Annotated in this window: 23 protein-coding genes and 1 tRNA gene; 21 read left to right on the forward strand and 3 right to left on the reverse strand. The window is 71.0% G+C overall.

Annotated elements, in window-relative coordinates; translation table 11 throughout:
* Window positions 1-21 precede the first annotated feature (21 nt).
* From ACWGB8_RS23000 to ACWGB8_RS23010, 3 genes are all read left to right on the forward strand, one after another.
* A complete protein-coding gene (locus ACWGB8_RS23000; RefSeq protein ID WP_452215432.1) occupies window positions 22-819 on the forward strand; it encodes a hypothetical protein in 798 nt (265 codons plus the stop codon).
* A gap of 701 nt (window positions 820-1,520) precedes the next feature.
* A complete protein-coding gene (locus ACWGB8_RS23005) occupies window positions 1,521-3,149 on the forward strand; it encodes a helix-turn-helix domain-containing protein (RefSeq protein ID WP_452215433.1) in 1,629 nt (542 codons plus the stop codon).
* Window positions 3,150-3,375: 226 nt separating this feature from the next.
* A complete protein-coding gene (locus ACWGB8_RS23010) occupies window positions 3,376-3,927 on the forward strand; it encodes a hypothetical protein (protein WP_452215434.1) in 552 nt (183 codons plus the stop codon).
* Between the two features lie 55 nt (window positions 3,928-3,982).
* Here the strand turns inward: ACWGB8_RS23010 and ACWGB8_RS23015 are convergent, their stop codons facing one another.
* On the reverse strand, window positions 3,983-4,741 hold the full coding sequence (locus ACWGB8_RS23015) for a glycosyltransferase family 2 protein (protein WP_452215435.1): 759 nt from the start codon (window positions 4,739-4,741) through the stop codon (window positions 3,983-3,985).
* A 2-nt stretch (window positions 4,742-4,743) separates the two neighbouring features.
* Window positions 4,744-5,532, reverse strand: coding sequence for a GntR family transcriptional regulator (locus tag ACWGB8_RS23020; RefSeq protein ID WP_452215436.1), 789 nt, complete (start codon window positions 5,530-5,532; stop codon window positions 4,744-4,746).
* A gap of 482 nt (window positions 5,533-6,014) precedes the next feature.
* Between ACWGB8_RS23020 and ACWGB8_RS23025 the strand changes: the two genes are divergently transcribed.
* From ACWGB8_RS23025 to ACWGB8_RS23095, 15 genes are all read left to right on the forward strand, one after another.
* Complete coding sequence (locus ACWGB8_RS23025; RefSeq protein ID WP_452215437.1) at window positions 6,015-6,296, forward strand: hypothetical protein; 282 nt, start codon at window positions 6,015-6,017, stop codon at window positions 6,294-6,296.
* Complete coding sequence (locus ACWGB8_RS23030; protein WP_452215438.1) at window positions 6,293-7,234, forward strand: DUF2637 domain-containing protein; 942 nt, start codon at window positions 6,293-6,295, stop codon at window positions 7,232-7,234. Before ACWGB8_RS23025 ends, ACWGB8_RS23030 begins: the two co-directional genes overlap by 4 nt.
* On the forward strand, window positions 7,231-7,602 hold the full coding sequence (locus tag ACWGB8_RS23035) for an RRQRL motif-containing zinc-binding protein (RefSeq protein WP_452215439.1): 372 nt from the start codon (window positions 7,231-7,233) through the stop codon (window positions 7,600-7,602). Before ACWGB8_RS23030 ends, ACWGB8_RS23035 begins: the two co-directional genes overlap by 4 nt.
* A 41-nt stretch (window positions 7,603-7,643) precedes the next feature.
* Window positions 7,644-8,090, forward strand: coding sequence for a hypothetical protein (locus ACWGB8_RS23040; protein WP_452215440.1), 447 nt, complete (start codon window positions 7,644-7,646; stop codon window positions 8,088-8,090).
* A 53-nt stretch (window positions 8,091-8,143) separates the two neighbouring features.
* Window positions 8,144-8,542 (forward strand): hypothetical protein, encoded by a 399-nt coding sequence (locus ACWGB8_RS23045; RefSeq protein ID WP_452215441.1) that lies wholly within the window; start codon window positions 8,144-8,146, stop codon window positions 8,540-8,542.
* A gap of 188 nt (window positions 8,543-8,730) precedes the next feature.
* Window positions 8,731-10,872: a cell division protein FtsK gene (locus ACWGB8_RS23050; protein WP_452215453.1), complete on the forward strand. Its 2,142-nt coding sequence runs from the start codon at window positions 8,731-8,733 to the stop codon at window positions 10,870-10,872.
* A 138-nt stretch (window positions 10,873-11,010) separates the two neighbouring features.
* Complete coding sequence (locus ACWGB8_RS23055; protein ID WP_452215442.1) at window positions 11,011-11,265, forward strand: hypothetical protein; 255 nt, start codon at window positions 11,011-11,013, stop codon at window positions 11,263-11,265.
* Window positions 11,266-11,302: 37 nt separating this feature from the next.
* Window positions 11,303-11,491, forward strand: a complete 189-nt coding sequence (locus ACWGB8_RS23060; protein ID WP_452215443.1) for a hypothetical protein — start codon at window positions 11,303-11,305, stop codon at window positions 11,489-11,491.
* 5 nt (window positions 11,492-11,496) lie between these two features.
* The gene (locus ACWGB8_RS23065; protein WP_452215444.1) at window positions 11,497-11,712 is read left to right on the forward strand and encodes a hypothetical protein; all 216 of its coding nucleotides are present in this window, start codon (window positions 11,497-11,499) and stop codon (window positions 11,710-11,712) included.
* On the forward strand, window positions 11,709-11,981 hold the full coding sequence (locus tag ACWGB8_RS23070) for a hypothetical protein (RefSeq protein WP_452215445.1): 273 nt from the start codon (window positions 11,709-11,711) through the stop codon (window positions 11,979-11,981). Before ACWGB8_RS23065 ends, ACWGB8_RS23070 begins: the two co-directional genes overlap by 4 nt.
* A gap of 112 nt (window positions 11,982-12,093) precedes the next feature.
* Window positions 12,094-12,690, forward strand: coding sequence for a hypothetical protein (locus ACWGB8_RS23075; protein ID WP_452215446.1), 597 nt, complete (start codon window positions 12,094-12,096; stop codon window positions 12,688-12,690).
* 237 nt (window positions 12,691-12,927) lie between these two features.
* On the forward strand, window positions 12,928-13,842 hold the full coding sequence (locus ACWGB8_RS23080; protein ID WP_452215447.1) for a bifunctional DNA primase/polymerase: 915 nt from the start codon (window positions 12,928-12,930) through the stop codon (window positions 13,840-13,842).
* A gap of 207 nt (window positions 13,843-14,049) precedes the next feature.
* Entirely contained in the window at window positions 14,050-15,549 is a 1,500-nt protein-coding gene (locus tag ACWGB8_RS23085) for a YfjI family protein (RefSeq protein ID WP_452215454.1), read from the forward strand.
* Window positions 15,550-15,867: 318 nt separating this feature from the next.
* Window positions 15,868-16,056 carry a helix-turn-helix domain-containing protein gene (locus ACWGB8_RS23090; protein WP_452215448.1) on the forward strand — a complete coding sequence of 63 codons (189 nt, stop codon included), beginning with the start codon at window positions 15,868-15,870 and terminating at the stop codon, window positions 16,054-16,056.
* The gene (locus tag ACWGB8_RS23095) at window positions 16,056-17,207 is read left to right on the forward strand and encodes a site-specific integrase (RefSeq protein WP_452215449.1); all 1,152 of its coding nucleotides are present in this window, start codon (window positions 16,056-16,058) and stop codon (window positions 17,205-17,207) included. The genes ACWGB8_RS23090 and ACWGB8_RS23095 overlap by 1 nt, the downstream gene beginning before the upstream one ends.
* Window positions 17,208-17,294: 87 nt before the next feature.
* Here the strand turns inward: ACWGB8_RS23095 and ACWGB8_RS23100 are convergent.
* Window positions 17,295-17,368, reverse strand: a tRNA-Thr gene (locus ACWGB8_RS23100).
* 326 nt (window positions 17,369-17,694) lie between these two features.
* Here ACWGB8_RS23100 and ACWGB8_RS23105 point away from each other — a divergent pair.
* From ACWGB8_RS23105 to ACWGB8_RS23115, 3 genes are all read left to right on the forward strand, one after another.
* The gene (locus tag ACWGB8_RS23105; protein WP_452215450.1) at window positions 17,695-18,786 is read left to right on the forward strand and encodes an ABC transporter ATP-binding protein; all 1,092 of its coding nucleotides are present in this window, start codon (window positions 17,695-17,697) and stop codon (window positions 18,784-18,786) included.
* 210 nt (window positions 18,787-18,996) lie between these two features.
* Window positions 18,997-19,440: a hypothetical protein gene (locus ACWGB8_RS23110; RefSeq protein ID WP_452215451.1), complete on the forward strand. Its 444-nt coding sequence runs from the start codon at window positions 18,997-18,999 to the stop codon at window positions 19,438-19,440.
* Window positions 19,441-19,573: 133 nt separating this feature from the next.
* The gene (locus ACWGB8_RS23115; protein WP_452215452.1) at window positions 19,574-20,362 is read left to right on the forward strand and encodes a nucleotidyltransferase family protein; all 789 of its coding nucleotides are present in this window, start codon (window positions 19,574-19,576) and stop codon (window positions 20,360-20,362) included.
* The last annotated feature ends 182 nt before the right edge of the window (window positions 20,363-20,544 follow it).

Here is a 20,544-nt window from a genome sequence, read left to right on the forward strand (position 1 = left end):
CTGCGACAGAAAGGCCCGCCCGTGACCGGCCCCCAGCCCGTCGAGTACGCCGTCGCGGTCGAGCGGTACCTCGCCGGCTCCGGCCTCGGCGCCGGATCCCGCCGCATCTACCGGATCGCCCTCGACACCTGGGCCTGGGCCCTCGCCGACCGCCCCGCCCCCACCGGCCCCGGACGCCGCCGGTCCCGGCCGCCCGTCCTCCCGCTCGCCCTGCTCGACCACCCGGACGCCGCCACCCGCCTGCAGGCCGCCGTCGACCGCCGCGCCGCCGACACCGACCCGCGCACCCTCAACCGCGAACTCTCCACCCTGCGCGCCGCCACCGCCTGGTGGCGCTCCCGCGGCTGGCTCGCCACCGACCCCGCCGCCGGCCTCCGCGCCCGGCCCGTTCCCGCCACCACCGCGACACCGCTGGGCCCCGACGAACTCCGCGCCCTCTTCGCACTCCGCGTCCCACTGCGCGAGAAGACCCTCTGGCACCTCCTGCACGAGAGCGGGGCCGCCATCGAGACCGTCCTCGCCCTGGACGCCGACGACCTCGACCTCCCGCAGCGCCGCACCCACCCCTCGGCCGCACCCCTGCACTGGCGCACCGGGACCGCCCGACTGCTCGCGCTCCACCTCGCCGGCCGCACCACCGGCCCGCTCTTCCTCACCGACCGCCGCGCCCCGACCGGCACCACCGCCCGCGACCGCTGCCCGCACACCGGCCGCGCCCGTCTCTCCTACCGCCGCGCCGCCGAACTCTTCACCGCCGCCACCCGCCCGCTCACCCCCGACGCCACCGGCTGGACCCTGCGCCGCCTCCGCACCGGCTGACACCACCCGCCCCCGACAGCACGAACGCCCCGAACCGGACCCGGTTCGGGGCGTTCCCTGCCTGCTCGAAGACTGAGCCCCCTGTCGGGTTCGAACCGACGACCCCCGCTTTACAAGTTCGATCAGCGAACGCTCACACGAGCGGCCCGCTACCGGACTGTTGGTCCGGCCATGCCCAAGTGATTGGTGGCGGCCGCTCCGGTCCATCACTGTTGATGTCGTTCGCTGATGTCGATCCCCGCCAACAAGGGGGCCCGCTAGTCCCGGCCCACCGCTGGCCCGAACCTTGCGGCGCCAGCCATGAGGGAGGCTCCCGCCCCGCGAACAACGGACTCACGGTCGCCACAGGCCCATGCGTTCACCAGGCAGGTTGCCTAGATTTACCGCCTAGCCCCCTTCAAGATCTCGCGCGACCAGAAGTCAAGCCGAAGCACGATCTCCTGGGCGCGGTATGCCCCGGCCGGGAAGAACGGCAGGACGAGAAGAGCCGGCAGGCAGGCGACAGTCACGAGCAGGAGCGGCAACATCGCCAGAGCCAGGACGACTGCACGACCCCTCATGGCGGCAACGAGCTGATACACCGACAAGCACCTCCAAGGAAGGACAACTGATGTTGAACACCGTGGTCGGTGTAGCCCAGTTGCGCGAAGCCGCAGTGGTTGCCAATCTGGCGCAAGACATCGCCCAGGGTGGGGATACACATGCCGCTTGAACAGCCCAGCTCACAGCGTCCGGGCACGGAGATCGAAGTCAGCAGCCAGCCCGACGTTGCCAGGCTCGCAAGTGAGTTGACAACCCTGTTCAGGGCACTGGGGGTGACACAGGAGCAGTATGCGGTCCGCATCAACCTCGACAGCAGCCTGGTGTCCCGGTACCTTCGCGGCCGACGGGTAGCGCCGAGCGACTTCATAAACCGCCTTTTGAAGGAAGTTGAGGTGAATCGAGGCTCTCGAGTCACCCAAGAGGTACGTGACCAGCTTCGCCAGCTACGCATGCGGGCCCTTCAGGCAGTAGACCCGCGCCAGTACGAACTCGAATCCCTTCAGGAGTCCGTGGAACGCTCGCGCCGCAATATCCACAGGCTCGAACTTCAATGCGAAGGACTCGTACTGCTACTGGACCAGAAGGAAGCGGAGGCGTCGCAGAGCAAGCGCGACCTTTTGCAACTTCAAAGCGACTGGATCGCCGAACGAGTAGCCGATGAGGCGAGTCGCCTACTAGAGAAAGGCGACAGAAGCCGACTCGAGGATGAGGTGGAGTCACTGCGAACTCAACTGGCCGAGGCGATTCAGTTGAAGGATCTAGCGGAACAGCGCTGCCGTGACCTGATGAGCGAAATGGTGAACCTCGAGAAGAAGATCGCCGCCGAGATCGAAGAAGGAAACAGGCAGGACAGATTCGACCTTAAAGCAGACCTGGCCGCCCACTGGCGCGCGGGCGATAATTTGAAAGCCTATCAAGTCCTGGTCAATTCCGCCCTGACGGCCCCCATTGGCGAGCTGATTGAAATCTCGGCATGGCTTCTAGCCAATAGCCGAGCCCGCGAAGCCAAGCAACTCCTAGTCGATGCCGTTCGCCTTCGACCACTAAACGAGCTGATCCTAGTCTGCCAGGCCATCAACCAATCCGGCCCCCTGGGCGCCTCCTTCGACATGCGTAGCACCATCTATAGCGAGATCTCCTCCTCTCGGACCTACGACGAAGTTCTGACCATCCACGCAGCTGCAAGCTTCGATGACTCGGGGTCGAAGGGTTTCGTTCTAGAGCAGGTCGACGCAACAGCAATCATGACAGACTGGGTGAACGCCCACTCCCCTGTCGAAGCGGTAACGGCCCTTAAAGACTTCACCGAGAAGGGGCATCACGATACAACTAGAACGATTGCCCGTCGAATCGCCCGACAAAGAAGGCTCCTGTTCCCCGCGCTCGATATCCTATCAAGCAACTCCGCAAATCTTGCGGAGCTGATTCTCACCGAGAGGTTCACCCCCCGCATCAATGGTCAATTCGAGGTAACTCCAATGGCTTTCGCCGCCATTCTCAGCTCCGGAATTCCGTTCCAGTGCTGGGACTTTATTGCATCGTGGCAAATCGCACACCTTCGCGGCAATCTCCTTCACCAGATGATCCACTCGATCAACCTTCCAAATCGGCACCCGCTCCTGGCGAAGCGGTTCAATGAGAAGCTCACCCTGGACTGCCCCGCCCGCTTGAACGAGAAGCTATCTGCTCGCACGGTCTACACTTCGCTTCGCCCCATTACTGCACTTGACAATTCCGAGACCCTCGGTTCCGCACTTATCAGGATTTCCAATGCCCAGACTGAGTGATCGGCCGCCGCCTCCTAGCGTCAAGGGTCATCCGGCGCCCGCCTCTACAACCCCCATCCGCTGCGGGTAACTTTGCGACGAGCGGCCGCAGGTGCGACCGCAGCCGAGTCGTTCATGTCCCCTGAAGTCCACACACCGCTCTCGGAACAACCTTTAGGATCGGCAGTTCGACTCATGATTGCCTATCACCTATGGCCCGGGGGACATGGATACGACAGCTCAGCTTGTGACCATCGCAGCCGTGGTCCTGGGAGCCTTGACGACCTATGCCACGAACGCCCTGATGGAGCGGAGCAAGCGACGAGACGGCTTGCGGGTTCGGTGGGATGAGAAGAAGCTCGACGCCTACGCCGAGTACGTGGGGCAGGTTCGAACCACGCTCCATGCGGCGATCATGCTGTACGAGGTGCGCGAAGACCTCCGTCGAATGCCACGCACCGAACACGAGCTGCTGATGGACCTCACGGACGCTGGCGGCACTCAAGCGATGACCTTCGAGCGGGTCATGCTGCTTGGCGGGGACGACGTGATTGCGGCGGCTCACGCAGTCCAGGAGGCCGCCGCCGCGATCGGTTGGCAGGCCCGCGGGCTGGTGGAGGGCACCCTGGAGGAGTGGCGAGCGCTTCACACGAGTGCCTTCAAGGCGATCAACCGGTTCCATGAGGCCGCGCGAGCCGACCTTGGCGTCGGCGGCCGGTTTGAGGGCGATCAGCACACCGCTCGCGGGCTCCTGCTACCAGGCTCCCGCGCTGCTGAAGCGTCGGCGGAGCAGAGTTGAGCCGACACAATCGGCCCCGGCGGAGATCCGCCGGGGCCGATCGCATTTGGGTGCATCACGCCACGTCGAGCCGCCAGTTCTCCAGCGCGAGAAGCGCCTCCGCCCTGGCTTGGACGACCGCCATGCGAGCCTCACGCTCAACCTCGTGGCTGTGTGCCGCATGGTGGGTGCTCTGCCCCGGCCACTTTCGGTACAGCAGGCCGGTCTCCGCCAGGAACCACCCGCGGCTAACCGCGTTGAGCGCCATGAGGAGGCCGGTGTCTTCGGAGGCCGGCAGCGCCATCCACCCCCCAAGTGCGATCAGCAGGTCCCGCCGAACGCAGAGCGTCGCCGGGTGCACCTGGGCTCGGAAGTCGTGCGCCTTCCAGTGGGTCAGCACCTCGCCGCGCTCGATTGGCCCGGCCGGCGGGTCCTGGTCGAACCCGACGGTGCTCCCATCCGGGAGGAGATCCAGCACGCGCGATGTCGTCCACGCCACGTCCGGCCGCGTGGAAAGCACAGCGGCATCGCGGGCAAGAGTCCCCGGCGGCAGCATGTCGTCGGCATCGAGCACCTTCACGAACTGGCCTGTGGCCCGGGAGAGGCCCATCGTTCGCGCCATGCCCGCCCGGCCGTGCCGTCCCTGGCCGAAGCTGATCCGCGCGTCGTCCGGGACGTGCGGAGCGACGTCGTCCGTCTCGCCGTCCTGCTGAATAACCCACTGCCAGTCCCAACCCTCTGGGAGTTCCTGGTCAAGCAGGGACTTATAGGCGTCCGCCAAGTACTCAGCGGACGGGCCGTAGACCGCCGTGACGACGGAGATGACGTTGGTCATGCTCACCACCTGTCCAGGGGAGTCGTGAACACCATCTCGGTGCGGTCGCCAGGCAACGTGACATCGGAGATTTCAACCGCCGCGCCCGTGGTGTCGTACGAGATCTTGCGGAGCACCAGCACTGCAACACCTGCCTTAAGACCCAGCTCCTCGGTCTCCTCGGCCGTCGGGGGGCGCGCCGTGACGCGCTCCTCGATGCGGTCGAGTTCGATCCCGAGCGTGAACAACTGGTTCTGTGTACCGCCGGGCCAAGGCTCGTGAGCAGGGTCCAACAGGTCGGGGTTGGCCTCTACCACCTCGTAGACGAGGTAGGACCTGGCCACGTTGAACGGTTCGTCCTCCTCGCGGTAGCGCGTCCGGTAGGTCCGCTCCAGCAGCTTGGTGCCCACCGCCACGCCGAATAGGCCGGCCAGATCGTTACTCGCCTCAGCCTCGCGGAACTCCGCGCTGAACACGAGGTCCGACACGGTCAGCCCGGTGTCGTGCTCCGTCGCGCCAGTCTGCCGACGGGTGTCCTCCGGCTCACGCGCCCGATCCTTCTCCCACTGGTGGCGCTCGTTGGTGCGGGTCACGGGCTTGCGGGGCTTGCGCACGAAGTTTCCGCGGCCATGGACCTTGTCCACCAGCCCCTCGGAGGCCAGAACACCCAGAGCCTGCCGGACCGTGTTGAGGCTGGTCTTGTAGTGGGTCGTCAGATCCGGGGTCTCAGTGGGCAGGCGCCCGCCAGGCAGCCACTCCCCCGCCTGAATCCGGGCACGAAGGTCTTCCGCAATCCGCTCGTACTTGGCCATATCGGGCCACACCGCCATTCACTCGAAGACCATGACAGCTTAAGTCCTCTCAAGCAGTTGACGCGAGGCTGACGGCCCCTCATAGTTTTCCTCACGTCCTCTAGAGGACTCAAGGAAGGGATCTCTAGAGCTTGGCAGGGCTTTGCCTTCTTCTGGGCGCGGCTCTGACCTTGGCGGATGCGCCCGGAGGGGTGGGGTGACAGCCCCCTGAAGGCAGTGCCCGTTCCTTGACAACTCCATAGGTCCCGCCGAGAGCCCCGCGAAGGGAGGTGTCTGGGGAGAGGCGGAGGCAGACCAAGGACGGCCCGCAGTGGGCCCCCGCGGGGGCGAGGGTGCGACTCCCTCCCCGTCCACCTGCAGCAAGCCGCGCATCCCGCGCCGGTGGCTGCTTACTCGGGCCCCTAACGAGCCGCCGCGCATTCCTTGGCCGGTCGCGCGGCGGCCCTCGGGCCCACTCACCCCTTGAGAGAAGAGGTAGACCCGTGAGGTCGATTGTTGCAGGCCAGCGCGCGGCGGGCTCTGAGGAGTTCGCGGAGCTGGCGTTGGGCGTGGACGAGGAGCTGTTCGCCGGCGTCGCCGGTGAGGACGAGCTGAGCCGGGCCGCGCGGCTGGACGTGGCGTACGCGGTGCTGGCGGACCTGCGTCGGGAGGACCCGGAGTTGGCCGCCTACGCGGAGCGGCTGCTGAGGTCGGCGCCCGTGCCGCTGTACGCCGCGCGGACCGTGGCCGCCGCCGGTGCGGTGATGGTGGCGGTGGCCGCGTGAGCCGCAAGGCCAAGTTCTGGATGGTGGCCGCGCTGCTGGCGGTCGTCGCGCTGGCGTTCCGGGTGTCGTGGAACGCGCTGCGCGATGTGGCGTCTTCGGTCGGGGCGGACCCGGTCGCGGCGACCGTCTACCCGTTGGTGGTCGACGGGTTGATGGCCCTGGCCCTGGTCGCCGTTCTGGTGCTGGTCGGGGACGACCGCCGGTTCGCGCTGCGGGTCCTGGTCGGCTACACGGCCGCCTCGCTGGTGCTCAACTACGTGCACGGTCTGGTGCCCGACCTGCACGGCGGCGGTCGAGTCCGGCTGGCCGACTGGGCGCCCGCCCACTGGGCGCTGGTGCTGCTCGCCAGCAGCCTGCCGGTCGGCTCCATCTACTTCGGGTCGGACCTGGTCGCCAAGGTGCTCCACCACCGGCCGGAACGGGAAGAATCAACCCGGCCTACCGCAAATCGGTCGGTGTCTGACCTGCCCGAACCCGCCGACGCCGAACCGGCCGAGTCGGTGTACGAGTCGCCCGACCCCGCCCCCACCGCTCCCCCAACTCCGGCGCCGACCGCGCCCGTCGCGGCGGTGGAGCTGGTCCGGCCGGTGAAGCCGACCGCGGCCCCGGCGAGTCGGCCCCGCCGGGCGACCGGGAGCCTGCCGCAGTCGGCCCGCAGTGCGAAGCCGACCCGCAGCCCGGAGGAGCTGTTGGCCGAGGCCCGGTCGGCGACCGCCGACTGGCCGACCGAGGACCTGGTGGCCGACCGCATCCGAGAGGCCGTCCGCACCTCGTCGGCCAAGGCCCGCGTCCTGCGGGACGCGCTGAAGGCCGAGCGCGAGCGGCCGGCCGACCGCCCCACCCTGCACGCCGTGCCCGCCCCCGCGGTCGACCCGCAGCCCGACGACACCGCCCCCGCCGACGGCGAGGACGACGCGGGTGAGGAGCGGGCGTCGTGAGCCGCCCCCGGTTCTGGGACCCGGACGGCACCCGGTTCGGGGGCACCCCCACCTACCCGTGGCGGATGGCCCCGGCCGGCCTGCTCACCCGCCGACAGCTCCGCGCCCGGGGGCTGCGGCCCGGCGGACAGGACGTCGCCGCACAGATCCTGTGGAACACCCGCAGGGGCGTGCGCGCCGCCTACCTCTACCGCCTCACCCTCGCCAAGCCCGTTCGCCCGATGACCGACGGCCGGGCCGCCGCACTGGCCAAGGCGAACACGGCACGCCGCACCTGCCCCGACTGCGGGCGGGACGCCGGATACGTCATCCCCGCGCACCTGAGCGTGTGCCTGCCCTGCTCCGACACCGCCGCGCGCGCCGCCTGAACCTCACAATCCGCGCTTCACCAAGCCTCTTGGAGCCTTCGATGACCAGCGTCCGCGCTGCCCGGTTCGCCGCCGCCTACGCCCTGCTGCGGGCGGCGGCCGACGTCGCCGACCACTGGATCCAGACCGACCACCAGGCCGCCACCAAGGGCCACCACAACCACAACCGGCAGTCCAGCGCGGACGGCCGCCGCGCGTGCGCCGCCCACGTCGCCGCCTACACCGCCACCCAGGGGGCTGTCCTGCTCGCCGGAAGCCGCCTGCTCGGCATCCGGCTGCGGCCCGGCCCGGTCGCCGCCGCCCTCGTCCTCTCCGCGCTCACGCACTACGCCGCCGACCGTCGCGAGCCCCTGCGCAAGCTGGCCGACGCTACCGGCAAGGGCAAGTTCGTCCGACTCGCCGACCACGGCATGAACGGCGCCTACTGCCTCGACCAGGCATGGCACCACGCCTTCGAGACGTGCGCCGCCGCCATCGCCTCCGCCTGAACGGAACGGAACGGAACGGAACGGAACGGAACGGAACGGAACAGGAGCCTGCCATGTCCGACCAGCAGTTCATCGACTACATGACCGCGTTCCAGCGGGCCGCCGAGCACAACGCCACCTGCAAGCTCTGCCAGGACGACCGGCCGTGCCCGGTCGGCGGCCCGATCCGCGCCGACTTCCTGACCCGGCAGGCGGCGTGTGACGCCGAGCAGCGCCGCCGGGCCCGCAACGAGCGGCGCCGGGCCAAGCGCCGGGCCGACAGCCGGTTCCGGATCGCCCGCCACGCCGCCTCGGAGCTGGTCACCTGGGGCCCCTGGCAGGGCGACCGGCCGATGGCCACCGCCGCCGACGTGGTCCGCAAGGCCGACGCCATGTACGGCGGCTACCTCAAGGACGGGCCGATCACCCCGGCGGAGGCCGCCACGGCCCTCGCCGCGGCCATCGGCAACTGACCTGCCGCAGAACCCCGTTCAGCACTGCCCCGGGACGGCCATCCTGCTTGCCGGCACATCGGCCGCCCCGGGTCCCTTCACCTGCACAACTTCGCTGTGAGGAAGGAACCCCAGTGAACCACCACATCCCCGGCTCCGGTCCGGGTGACGACGCGGAGAACGAGCTGTTCGAGCGCCTGGCGGCGGAGATGGCCGCCGACGGCGGCGTGGTCGACCTGGCCAAGGCCCGCGCCGAACGCCGCCCCACCGCCACCGCCGTGGACGGCGACGGAAACGGCAACGGCGACGACGACCAGCCCGTGTACGTCGACCAGCCCGCCCCGACCGCGCTGCCGCTGCCGGTGGGCACCCGCCGCCCGATCCTGCCGGCCTGGCTGCTGTCCAAGGCCGAACTGAAGACCCAACTCGCCTACTTGGCCGAGCAGATGGGCCACACGGTCGCCTACCACGGGATCCGCACCCCGCTGTACGCCGGGAAGCTGGCCGCCCGCTCCCCGCGCGGCGCCGCCCGGGCCCTGAACTTCCTGGGGCGGTGGACCTCCGACGCCGAGGGCCAGCCGCTGCGGGCGGCGGCGGCCCGGCGCGAGGACGCCGAGCTGTACCTGAAACTGTGCCGCCAGCGCGACAACCGGGTGCGGCTGCGGTCCCTGATCACCCTGCTCGGCTCCGTGTTCGGCCTCGCCGCCGTCATCGTGCTGTGGGTCATGGCCGGCACCGGCACCCTCACCGCCCTCACCACCGCGCTGGTGCTCGCCCTCGGGGCGGCCGGCGCCCCGGCGGACGAGCCGCTGATCACCCGCGCGGTGGTCAAGGCCAAGGCCCCCAAGCTCACCTCCGACATGGTGGTGCGGGCCCTGGAGTCCCTGGGGATCGGCGGCATCACCTCCGCCAAGACCAAGGGCAGCGCCATCACCTTCCCCGCCCCGATCATGCGCGACGGCCCCGGCTGGCGTGCCGACGTCGAACTCCCGCACGGCGTCGAAGTGGCCGACGTGATGGGCCGCCGCGGACAGCTCGCCTCCGGCCTGCGCCGCCCGGTCGGAACCGTGTGGCCGGAGCAGAAGCCCGGCGAGCACCCCGGCCGGATGATCCTGTGGGTCGGCGACCAGGACATGGCCACCGCCAAGCAGCCCGCCTGGCCGCTGGCCCGCAAGGGCACCGTCGACCTGTTCGACCCGATCGCGTTCGCCACCGACCAGCGCGGCAACTGGGTCGAGGTCACCCTGATGTTCATCGCGGGCATCATCGGCGCCGTCCCCCGCATGGGCAAGACCTTCCTGCTGCGTCTGCTGCTGCTCATCTCCGCCCTCGACCCCCGGGCCGAGCTGCACACCTACGACCTCAAGGGCACCGGGGACCTCGACCCGGTCGGCGAGAAGGTCTCCCACCGTCACCGCGCCGGCGACGACGATGAAGACATCGAGTACGCGATCGCCGACATGCGCGAACTGCGTACCGAGCTGCGGCGCCGCACCAAGGCGATCCGCTCCCTGCCGCGGGACGTGTGCCCGGAGTCGAAGGTGACGTCCAAGCTGGCGGACAACAAGTCGCTGCGGCTGCACCCGATCGTCGTGGGCGTGGACGAGTGCCAGGTCTGGTTCGAGCACCCGAAGTACGGGGCGGAGTTCGAGGAGATCTGCACCGACCTGGTCAAGCGGGGACCTGCGACCGGGATCGTGCTGCTGCTGGCCACCCAGCGCCCCGACGCCAAGTCCCTGCCGACCGGCATCAGCGCGAACGCGATCCTGCGGCTGTGCCTGAAGGTCATGGGCCAGGTGGAGAACGACATGGTGCTCGGCACCTCCGCCTACAAGCGCGGCGTGAGGGCGACCACCTTCAGCCGCGCCGACCGGGGCATCGCGTACTTCATCGGTGGTGAGGGCGCGGACGCGCAGATCATCCGCAGCGTGTTCGTCGACGCCCCTGCCGCGGAGGCGATCGCCCAGCGCGGCCGGGAAGCCCGCGAGCAGGCGGGGCTGCTGAGCGGCCACGCGGCCGGCGCCGCCGACACCGCCCCCACGGCGGCCCCGGCCTACGACCTGCTCGCCGACATCCTCGCCGTGATGGGCCCGGACGAGGCGAAGCTCTGGTCCGAGACGATCGTCGCCCGCCTCGCCGAACTGCGGCCCGACGCCTACGGGCCGTGGGCCGGGATGGAGGGCCGGGCGAAGGCGGACCAGTTGGTGACCGCGCTCAAGCCGTACGGCATCGCCACCGGCCAGGTCTGGGGCACCACCGCGGACGGCAAGGGCGCCAACCGGCGCGGGATCACCCGCACCGACGTCCTCAAGGTCGTCACCGAACGCGACAAGAACCGCGACGCCGGATAGCCCAGCAGCGGTGCTAGGTCTAGCGGCTAACCCCGCTAGACCTAGCACCCCCGCTAGCACCCCAAACATGCCCTGATCAGCGCGCTAGCCCCTAGCGCGCCGCCCCCGCACACCCCGGAAACGCCCTGGAGGGCACCCATGACCCCCCTGATACTCGCCGCCGTGGCCGCCGCCGCGTTCGCCGTACTCGGCTACGCAGCGTTGTGCAGCGCCAGCCCGTTCGGCGACTGCCGCAAGTGCGGCGGGCTCGGCTTCCAGCTCACCCACGACCGCCGCGGCAAGCCCAAGCGCGGCAAGCACTGCCGCCGCTGCAAGGGCGTCGGCAAGCGCATCCGCGTCGGCCGCCACCTCTGCAACGTCGCCCACCGCACCTGGCGCTCCGGCACCAACTGACCCCACCCACCCAGCACACAGCCCGGGAGATCCGCACATGACCGTCACCGTGTCCATCGCCCTGCTCACCGGTGCCATCACCGTCGTCCTCGTGTGGACCAAGCGCGTCAGCGTCGGCACCGCCCTCGTCGTCTGGCTCTCCGGCCTCACCGCCGCCTCCACCGGCCTCGCCGGACCCGTCAACGACACGCTCAGCGCGATCGTCACCGCCGTCAGCAACCACTGACTGCCATGACCACCACCGCCCCGGCCATCCGGCCCCTCGCCGCCGTCCACCTGCGCGAAGCGCTCACCGCCGCGGCCAACGGGCAGGCCCCGGCCGCCCTCGCCGCGCTCATGCACATCGACCCGCAGTCCTGGACCGCGATCGAGCAGCGCGCCGCCCTGCTCGGCACCGACCTGCTCGACCTGCTCGCCACCGCCGCCCGCAACGGAGGAACCCCGTGAGCACCACCACCGACCTCATCACCGCCGCCGCCCTGTTCGGCCCCGGCCTGGCCGGCGCCGCCGCCATCGCCCGCACCTGGCGCGGCGCGAACGACGACAGCACCGTCATTCAGCGCGTCTTGGCCGAGTCCGCTGCCGCCCGCGCCGCCCGGCCGACCACCGCGCCGCCCGACGGGGGCGAGGGCGCCCCCGCCCCCACCGCTGAGCAGCCCGCACGGCTCGCCACCGTCATCCCGTTCCCCGGCACGAACGTGCGCCGAGCCGCCTGAGCGGTCCGCACGCAGCACGGAGCCCCGCAGCAACCGGACGGCCTTCCCGGGACAGACCGGTTGCTGCGGGGCTCACCGACCACGCCCGCTACAGACGAGATCGGATCCCAGCATGCCCGTGTTCGACCGCTTCACGCTCGCGATCGTGGACAACGTCCGCGACCGGGACCACGCCCCCGACGGCCGCTCCCGCTACGGCGCCCACATCGCCCAGTACGCCGACGACTTCCACGAGGACGGCCAGCCCCTGCGGCCGGTGGACTTCGCCGCCCTCGCGTGGTCCCTGGCCACCTTCCCGGTGATGTCCCCCGGCTACATGACCATGCGCCCCGACGTCCACATCGACGTCTACCGCGACCACAACGGCGGCGCCACCTTCTGCGCCAAGGTCGGCCTGCGCCACGCCGCCCTGGCCCGCCGCCCCGACCACCGGCTGCACGCACGGGACTGGGAGCGCGTCCCCGCGCAGTGGCCCGACGGCGCGTGGCCCGTGCTGGTCAACCCGGAGCGCACCGACCGTCCGGCCGTCCTGCTCACCGCCACCATCCTGCTGCCCATCCCCGACCACGTCCTGATCCGGCCCACCACCGCCCGGCCGGGGCGCACGCTCACCTGGGAGGCCAAGGCCGTCATCGCCTCCCTCGCCGACCACGCCAACCAGCACCTGACCCCGCTGGTCGACGACCTGCTCGCCCCCGTCGGCCGGTAGGCCCGCCGTGTCGGCTGTCCTGGGCTGGCGCGACAACGCCCACTACGACCGCACCCGCACCCTGCCGTGCCGCTGGTGCAGCCAGCCGACGCCGCTGCGCGACGAGCAGCGCAGGCCCGCGCACAAGGTCTGCGCCGAGCAGCACCAGGACCCGTCCGCCGTAGCGGCCCCGGCGCCGTCCGGGCCCGCCACGGCTCCCGTTCCCGCGCCCCGACCGACGCGGAAGGAGCGTCACCCTTGTCCGACTGGCACCACGCCCTTGTGGCCGCCCACCACGCCGCTGAACGCGGCCACGGCGTCGTCCCCCTGACCGTCCACAAGACCCCGGCTCTGCCCTCCCCGCACCCACCGAAGCGGGTCCGGGAGTGCCGGGGCGAGTGCGGACGTCTCGGGCATGGCGTCCACGACGCCACCACCGACCATGACCTCATCGAGACCATGTTCCGGCGGGCCCGGTGGGCCACCGGCTACGGCATCGCCTGCGGCCGGGAACCCCACCACCTCATCGGCGTCGACCTCGACGTCAAGGACGGTCTCGACGGGGTCGCCGACCTGCGGGCCCTCGCCGTGGAGCACGGCTTCACCGTCCCGGTCACGGCCACGGTCGCCACCCCCAGCGGCGGGTGGCACCTGTGGCTCGCCACACCGCCCGGCGCGGTGGTGCTCAACTCGGTGGGCAAGCAGCGCGACCACTCGCACGGCTTGGACGTGCGCGGGTCCGGCGGCTATCTGGTCGGCCCCGGCAGCACCGGCGTCAAGGGCCGGTACCACTTCGCGGCCGGCACCGACCCGCACGCCATTGCCCCGGCCCCGCCCGAACTGCTCGCCGCCCTCGCCCCCAAGCCCGCCCCGGTGACCGTGCCGGACTCGAACCGGCTCCGGGAGCGGATCCACCACCAGGACGCCTACACCCAAGCTGTCCTGAACCGCGAGACGGACAAGGTCCGGGCGACCACCGAGGGCGGACGGAAGAACCGCCTGTGGGCCAGCAGCGCGGCCGTCGGCCGCCTCATCCACGCCCGCGCCCTGGACGAGCAGTTGGCCCATGACGCGCTGCTCGATGCGGGCCTTGCCACGGGCCTGAAGCCCGCCGAGTGCGAGTACGCCATCCGGCGCGGGTTCCAAGCCGCCGCCCGCAGCGCCGCGGCCTGAGAGCGGGCGCCCCGCCATGGGAGACCGGAAGAGCGCTTCTCCGGTCTCCCATGGCGCCGCCCCTGCCCACACGCCCCCGGCCCCGCACGGGCCCGCTCAAAGCCACCCACACCCCCTGGAGGAGCACACGTGACCGTCCCCACCCCACGCTCTGACGACCCGTACGACAACGTCAGCCCGCTGTTCCCGGAAGGCTGGGAAGCCTTGATGGAGCCGCCGACCGGGCCGGTGGACACCTGGGACGAGCCGATCCCGCTCGGTGAGTCCACCAGCCTGCCCGCCTTCCCCACCGACGCGCTGCCCGGGTGGGTGGGCGACATGGTCACCGCCGTGGCGGAGGAGACGCAGACTCCGGCCGACCTCGCCGGGTGCCTGGCGCTGGCCGCGCTCGCGGCGGCGGCCGGCGGGCGCGTGATGGTGCGCGTGCGGGGCCGCTGGCACGAGCCGGTGAACATCTACACGGCCGTCGCCCTGCCCCCGGGCAACCGCAAGTCCGCGGTGTTCGACCTCATGACCAAGCCCCTCATGCTCGTCGAGCAGCAGCTCAAGGACGCCAGCGCGCTTCGCAAGACCGAGGCTGAGACCACCCAGAAGCTGCTGCGGGCCGCCGCCGAGCGGGCCGCAGCCAAGGCCGCGAACGCCTCGCCCGAGGAGCGCGAACGGGCCGTGACGGAGGCCGTCAGCCTGGCCCGGGATGCGGAGGCCGTCACGGTGCCCGCCGAGACGCAGCTCATCGCCGACAACGCCACCCAGGAATCGCTGGCCACCCTGCTGACCGACCAGGGCGGGCGGATCGCCATCATGAGCCCCGAGGGCGGGGTGTTCGACATCATCGCCGGCCTCTACTCCGGGTCGCCGAACATGGAGATCTTCCTGAAGGGCCACGCCGGGGACATGGTCCGCGTCAACCGGCAGGGACGGCCCGCCCAGCACATCGAACGGCCCGCGGTCACCATGGGCCTGGCCATTCAGCCCGAGGTGCTGGAGGCCATCGCCAAGGTGAAGGGCGCCGACGGACGCGGGCTGCTGGCCCGCTACCTCTACGCCGTCCCCGAATCCCTGGTCGGCCGCCGCAACCTCACCCCGAACCCGATCCCCGACCAGGTCGCCGACACCTACACCGGGCTGCTGAGCGCGCTCACCCGGGAACTCGCCGGCTGGACCGACCCGGCGGTCGTGCAGCTCGCCCCGGAGGCCGACCAAGTGCTTCTGGCCTTCCAGAAGGTCACCGAATCCCGCCTGGGCAAGGGCCGCAGCTTCGCCCCGATCGTGAAGTGGGCCAGCAAGCGCGACGGCGCCGTGGCCCGCCTCGCCGGGCTGCTGCACCTCGCCGCCCACCCCACCGACGGCTGGCGCCTTCCCATCGACGCCGCCACCATGGCCGCCGCCTGCCGCCTCGGGGACTACTTCACCGTCCACGCCCTGCACGTCTTCGACGCCATGGGCGCCGACCCGGCCCGCGACGCCGCCCGCGCCCTGCTGGACCACCTGCGCACCAACCCCCCGGCCCGGGGCGGGTTCACCAAGCGCGACGTGTTCCGGTCCGCCTCCCGCGCGGACTTCCCCACCATCGCCGACCTCGCTCCCGCGCTGGAGCTGCTGGAGGAGCACGGGTGGCTGCGGATGCAGGCACCGCCGCCGCGCTCCGGCAAGGGCGGTCGGCCGCCGTCCCCGCGCTACCAGGCCCACCCCCTGCTCAGCCCCTGACCGACCCCGGAACCGCCCGGGGGCTGACAGAACTGACACAACCCCCGGCCAGGGGCTCTGACCTGCGAAAACGCCCATGATCATCGCTGTGACAAAACCCATTAAAACTCTGACAGAACCTCCCGCCCGCCGGTTCTGTCAGCGGTCTGCCCGCGTGACAGAACCCCTCCCATTGAGGTTCTGTCAGAGTTTTTACCGGTTTTGTCAGAACAGTGATCAAGGTCAAAACCGCAGGTCAGAGCCCATCCGGCAGGGTTCTGTCAGTTCTGTCACGCCCCGGGGCCCTTCTCGTCGACACGACCGCCCAAGGGAGCGCCCATGAGCACCATCCCGCCCCTCGTCCTGGAAGTCCCGGAAGTCATGGCGGCCCTGCGGATGAGCCGCAGCAAGGTCTACGACCTCATCCGCACCAAGAAGCTCGACAGCTTCACGGAGGGCCGCCTCCGCCGCATCCCCGTCACCGCCCTGCACGACTACCTGCGCACCAAGATGGAGGAGGACGCCTGATGGCCAAGCGCAACCCGAACGGCGCCGGCACCGTGACCAAGCGCAAGGACGGGCGCTACCAGGCCGCCGTCTACGTGCCCCAGCCCGACGGCACCCGGGCCCGCAAATTCGTCTACGGGAAGACGTGGACGGAGTGCGACGAGAAGCGCCAGGAGCTGGTGCTTCGGGACCGGCAGGGCGTCCCGACGCCGACCCGGTCGGCCAAGCTGTCCGAGTGGCTGCCGTACTGGCTGGAGCACTTCGTCAAGCCCCAGCGCAAGCGAACGACGTACGACAAGTACGAGATGCACGTCCGGCTGCACCTGGTGCCGGCGCTCGGCGCCAAGAGTCTGGAGAGGCTGGGTACCGCCGACGTCCGCCGCCTCATCGCCGCCGTGACCAAGAAGGTGTCCGCGGCCTCCGCCAAGGAGTCGCACCTGGTGCTCCGCACGGCCCTGTCCGCTGCCGTGCGGGACGAACTGATCACCCGCAACGTCGCCAAGCTCGTACAGGCACCCCGAGTGGAGTACCGCGTGACCAAGCCCTGGAGTCTCGATGACACGCTGGTCTTCCTGGAGGGCGCCCGGCGCGACCCGCTGTACGCCGCGTTCGTGCTGGCGGTGGCGCTCGGACTGCGGCGCGGGGAGATCCTGGGGCTGCACTGGTCCGACATCGACCTGGAGAACCGCACGCTGACCGTGCGGCACCAACTCCAGCGCGTAGACGGCGTGCTGTACCGCGACAGCCCGAAGTCCCGGCGGGCGCGGGTCATCCCGCTGCCGATGATGTGCGTCGCGCCGCTTCGCTGGCAGCGTCTGCGGCAGGCCGAGCAGCGCCGGCAGCGGTTGGCGGCGGGCAAGGAGTGGGCGGGCTCCGGCTACGTCTTCACCACGGCGAGCGGCCAGCCGATCGAGCCGCGCAACCTCACCCGTTCGTTCGCCAGGGTGACGGCGGCCGAGGCACTGCCGGCGATCCGGCTGCACGATGCCCGGCACGGGTGCGCAACGCTCCTGTCGGCCGCCGGGGTGGCACCCCGGGACCTGATGGCCATCCTCGGGCACAGCCAGATCGCCATCACGATGGAGGTCTACACGCACGTCGTGCAGGAGCGGCAGCGGGAGGCGATGAGCCACATGGACCGGCTGCTGAGGCGCCGCCGCAAGACCGGCTGATGTCGGCTGGAGATGTCAGAACGCCCCGGGCCGACCACGGCCCGGGGCGTTCTGCGTTTTCGGCCCTCTGACCTGGGCCGGAAGCTGAGCCCCCTGTCGGGTTCGAACCGACGACCCCCGCTTTACAAGAGCGGTGCTCTGGCCAGCTGAGCTAAGGAGGCACGGTGGCCGTCCGCGACGGATCACGGCGGCACCGGGGGCAGTCTACCGGGCCGGGCCGGGGCGGTGGGGGGATTACGGCGGGCGAAGATCGGTGCGCGGAGCGGGCTGTGGCGGGGTCGGGGCCGGGCTCCGGGGCAGGTGTGATGGAACCGATGCCGAATTCGGCTCGGCCGGGGGCTGACAAGCCGCGGAAGCGCAGGTAGCGTCGCCGGGAGCCGGCCCGCGCTCTGGTTCAGACCACTGAGCGGCGGGGTCGGCGGACGCAGTACCGACACCTTTACTCGGATCGTCCGGCACGTTCCTGCCGGTGAAGGAGAGCACAACCATGGCTTCTGTGACGTACGACAAGGCCTCCCGGATCTACCCGGGTGCCACCAAGCCCTCCGTGGACGCGCTGGACCTGGAGATCGCCGACGGCGAGTTCCTGGTGCTGGTCGGCCCCTCGGGCTGCGGCAAGTCGACCAGCCTGCGCATGCTGGCGGGTCTGGAGGACGTGAACAGCGGCGCCATCCGGATCGGCGACCGCGACGTGACCCACCTGCCGCCCAAGGACCGGGACATCGCGATGGTGTTCCAGAACTACGCGCTGTACCCGCACATGACCGTCGCCGAGAACATGGGCTTCGCGCTCAAGATCGCGGGCGTCAACAAGAGCGAGATCCGTACCAAGGTCGAAGAGGCCGCGAAGATCCTCGACCTCACCGACTACCTCGACCGCAAGCCGAAGGCGCTCTCCGGCGGTCAGCGCCAGCGCGTCGCGATGGGCCGCGCGATCGTCCGCGAGCCGCAGGTCTTCCTGATGGACGAGCCGCTGTCGAACCTGGACGCCAAGCTCCGCGTCTCGACCCGCACGCAGATCGCGGGCCTGCAGCGCCGCCTCGGCATCACCACGGTGTACGTCACCCACGACCAGGTCGAGGCGCTGACCATGGGCGACCGCGTCGCGGTGCTCAAGGACGGCCTCCTGCAGCAGGTCGACACCCCGCGCAACATGTACGACAAGCCCGCCAACCTCTTCGTCGCCGGCTTCATCGGCTCGCCCGCGATGAACCTCATCGAGGTCCCGCTGGTCGACGGCGGCGTGAAGTTCGGCGGCTCGGTCGTCAACATCTCGCGCGAGGACCTGGCCGGCGCCGGCACCGACAAGACCGTGACCGTCGGCGTCCGCCCGGAGCACTTCGAGATCGTCCCGGCGGGCGGCATCGAGGGCGTCGCGGTGACCGTCAACGTGGTCGAGGAGCTCGGCTCGGACGGCTTCGTCTACGGCACCACCTCGATCGGCGGCCAGGACAAGGACATCGTCGTGCGCGTGCACGGCCGGCAGATCCCGGAGCGCGGCGCGACCGTCCACGTGGTTCCGATCGCCAGCGAGACCCACGTGTTCTCGACCACCACGGGTGCCCGCCTCAGCAACTGAGTGCCGGTCGGAGCCCCGTACGGGCGGCGCGCGGGCGCCGGGCCGTACGGGGCTCCGCCGTTCCGGGGAGCGCCCGGCGGCGTCCGGGAGCGCCTGCGGGTCCGTACACGCACCGTGCGTCAACACGGTGAAGGGACGAACCCGGACACGGCTCACTCGATGGTGTAACGGAGGGCGATCCGGGCCTCACCCGGCGCTACTCTCACTGGCGTGAAGCAGCTAGTTCGCCGCATCGGCCAGACCATCGCCCTCACCCTGCCCGTGGTCCTGGTGACCACCGGCACCCTCGCCGTGACCAGGGTGCCGTGGGCTCCGCCGACCGGGCTCGACCAGCAGGTGGTGGCCGCGTCCAGTGACGACGGCGCCGCCATCGGCCGGTCCGGGGCGAGCAGCCGGCCCGCCGACGGGCTGGCGCCGCAGGACGCCCTGCGGGTGGCGCTGCTGGAGGAGCTCCGCGCCCACACCCCGGGCACCGCGCTGGACCTGCTGGAGCGCTCGATGCGCGAGCAGCCCTCTCTGACCCCGCACTGCGCCGCGCTGGCGACGGAGCTGGGCAGGGCCGCGGTGCGCAAGTACCAGGGCGACGTGAAGCGCGTGCAGTCATTCGCCCGCCCGGTCTGTGACGGCTCGTTCGCCGCGGGCGCCGCGGCCTGACCGAGGCAGCGGCCTGACCGAGGCAAGCGGTCTCACCGCGGGAAGCGGCCTGACCTGGCTTCGCAACGCCCCCGCGAGCCACGGCCCGTGAGCGACCGCCACCGTCCCGGCGGGGCGCGCCTATTGTTCAGCCATGACCGCTGACCAAGCTCCCCGCGCACCCCAGCAGGCCGCGCCGCAGCCCCTGCCGCAGTCGCCGACCGCCGTCACCCAGGCCGTCATCCTGGCCGGGGGCCAGGGCTCCCGGCTGCGGCCCTACACGGACGACCGGCCGAAGCCGCTGGTCGAGATCCCCGGGACCGGAACGCCGATCCTGGGGCACCAGTTGGCCTGGCTGGCCGCCGAGGGCGTCACCGACGTGGTCGTCTCCTGCGGGCACCTGGCCGAGGTGCTGCAGCGCTGGCTGGACGGCGCCGACCTGCCGCTGGACGTCCGCACCGTCGTGGAGGCGGAGCCGCTCGGACGCGGTGGCGGGCTCAAGTACGCGGCCCGGGCGCTGCCCCGCCCGGACGAGCCCTGGTACGCCACCAACGGCGACATCTGGACCAGGTTCAGCCTCCGGGACATGGCCGCCTTCCACCACGAGCGGGACGCCGTCGCGACGCTCGCGCTGGCCCGGCCGCGGATCCCCTGGGGAGCGGTGGAGACCGACCAGTTCGGCAACGTGCTGGACTTCATCGAGGCGCCGCCCTCGCCCTTCCTGATCAACGCCGGCCTGTACGTCTTCAGTCCGGAGTTCGCCGAGCTGCTGCCGGACGTCGGCGACCACGAGCGCACCACCTTCCCGCAACTGGCGCGCGGCAAGCGGCTGGCGGGCTACCAGCTGCCGCAGGGCGTGTACTGGCGCGCGATCGACACCGCGAAGGACCTCACCGAGGCCGCCAAGGAGCTCGCCGCCCTCACCGGGCGCGACCCCCGGTAGCCGGAAACAGGCACCCCAGAGCCAACCGGCCCGGCACCACCCGCACCGCACGGCGGACGCACCGCACGGCGGACGCACCGCACGGCGGAGCGGCCGACCCGGACCCACCCCGGCGGCCGCACCCCCGTACGCCTGCCCCGCGCCGGCAGGGAGCCGTGCCCCCCCCCCGCCGGGGCGGCCCC

Source organism: Kitasatospora sp. NPDC054939, from assembly GCF_053610105.1.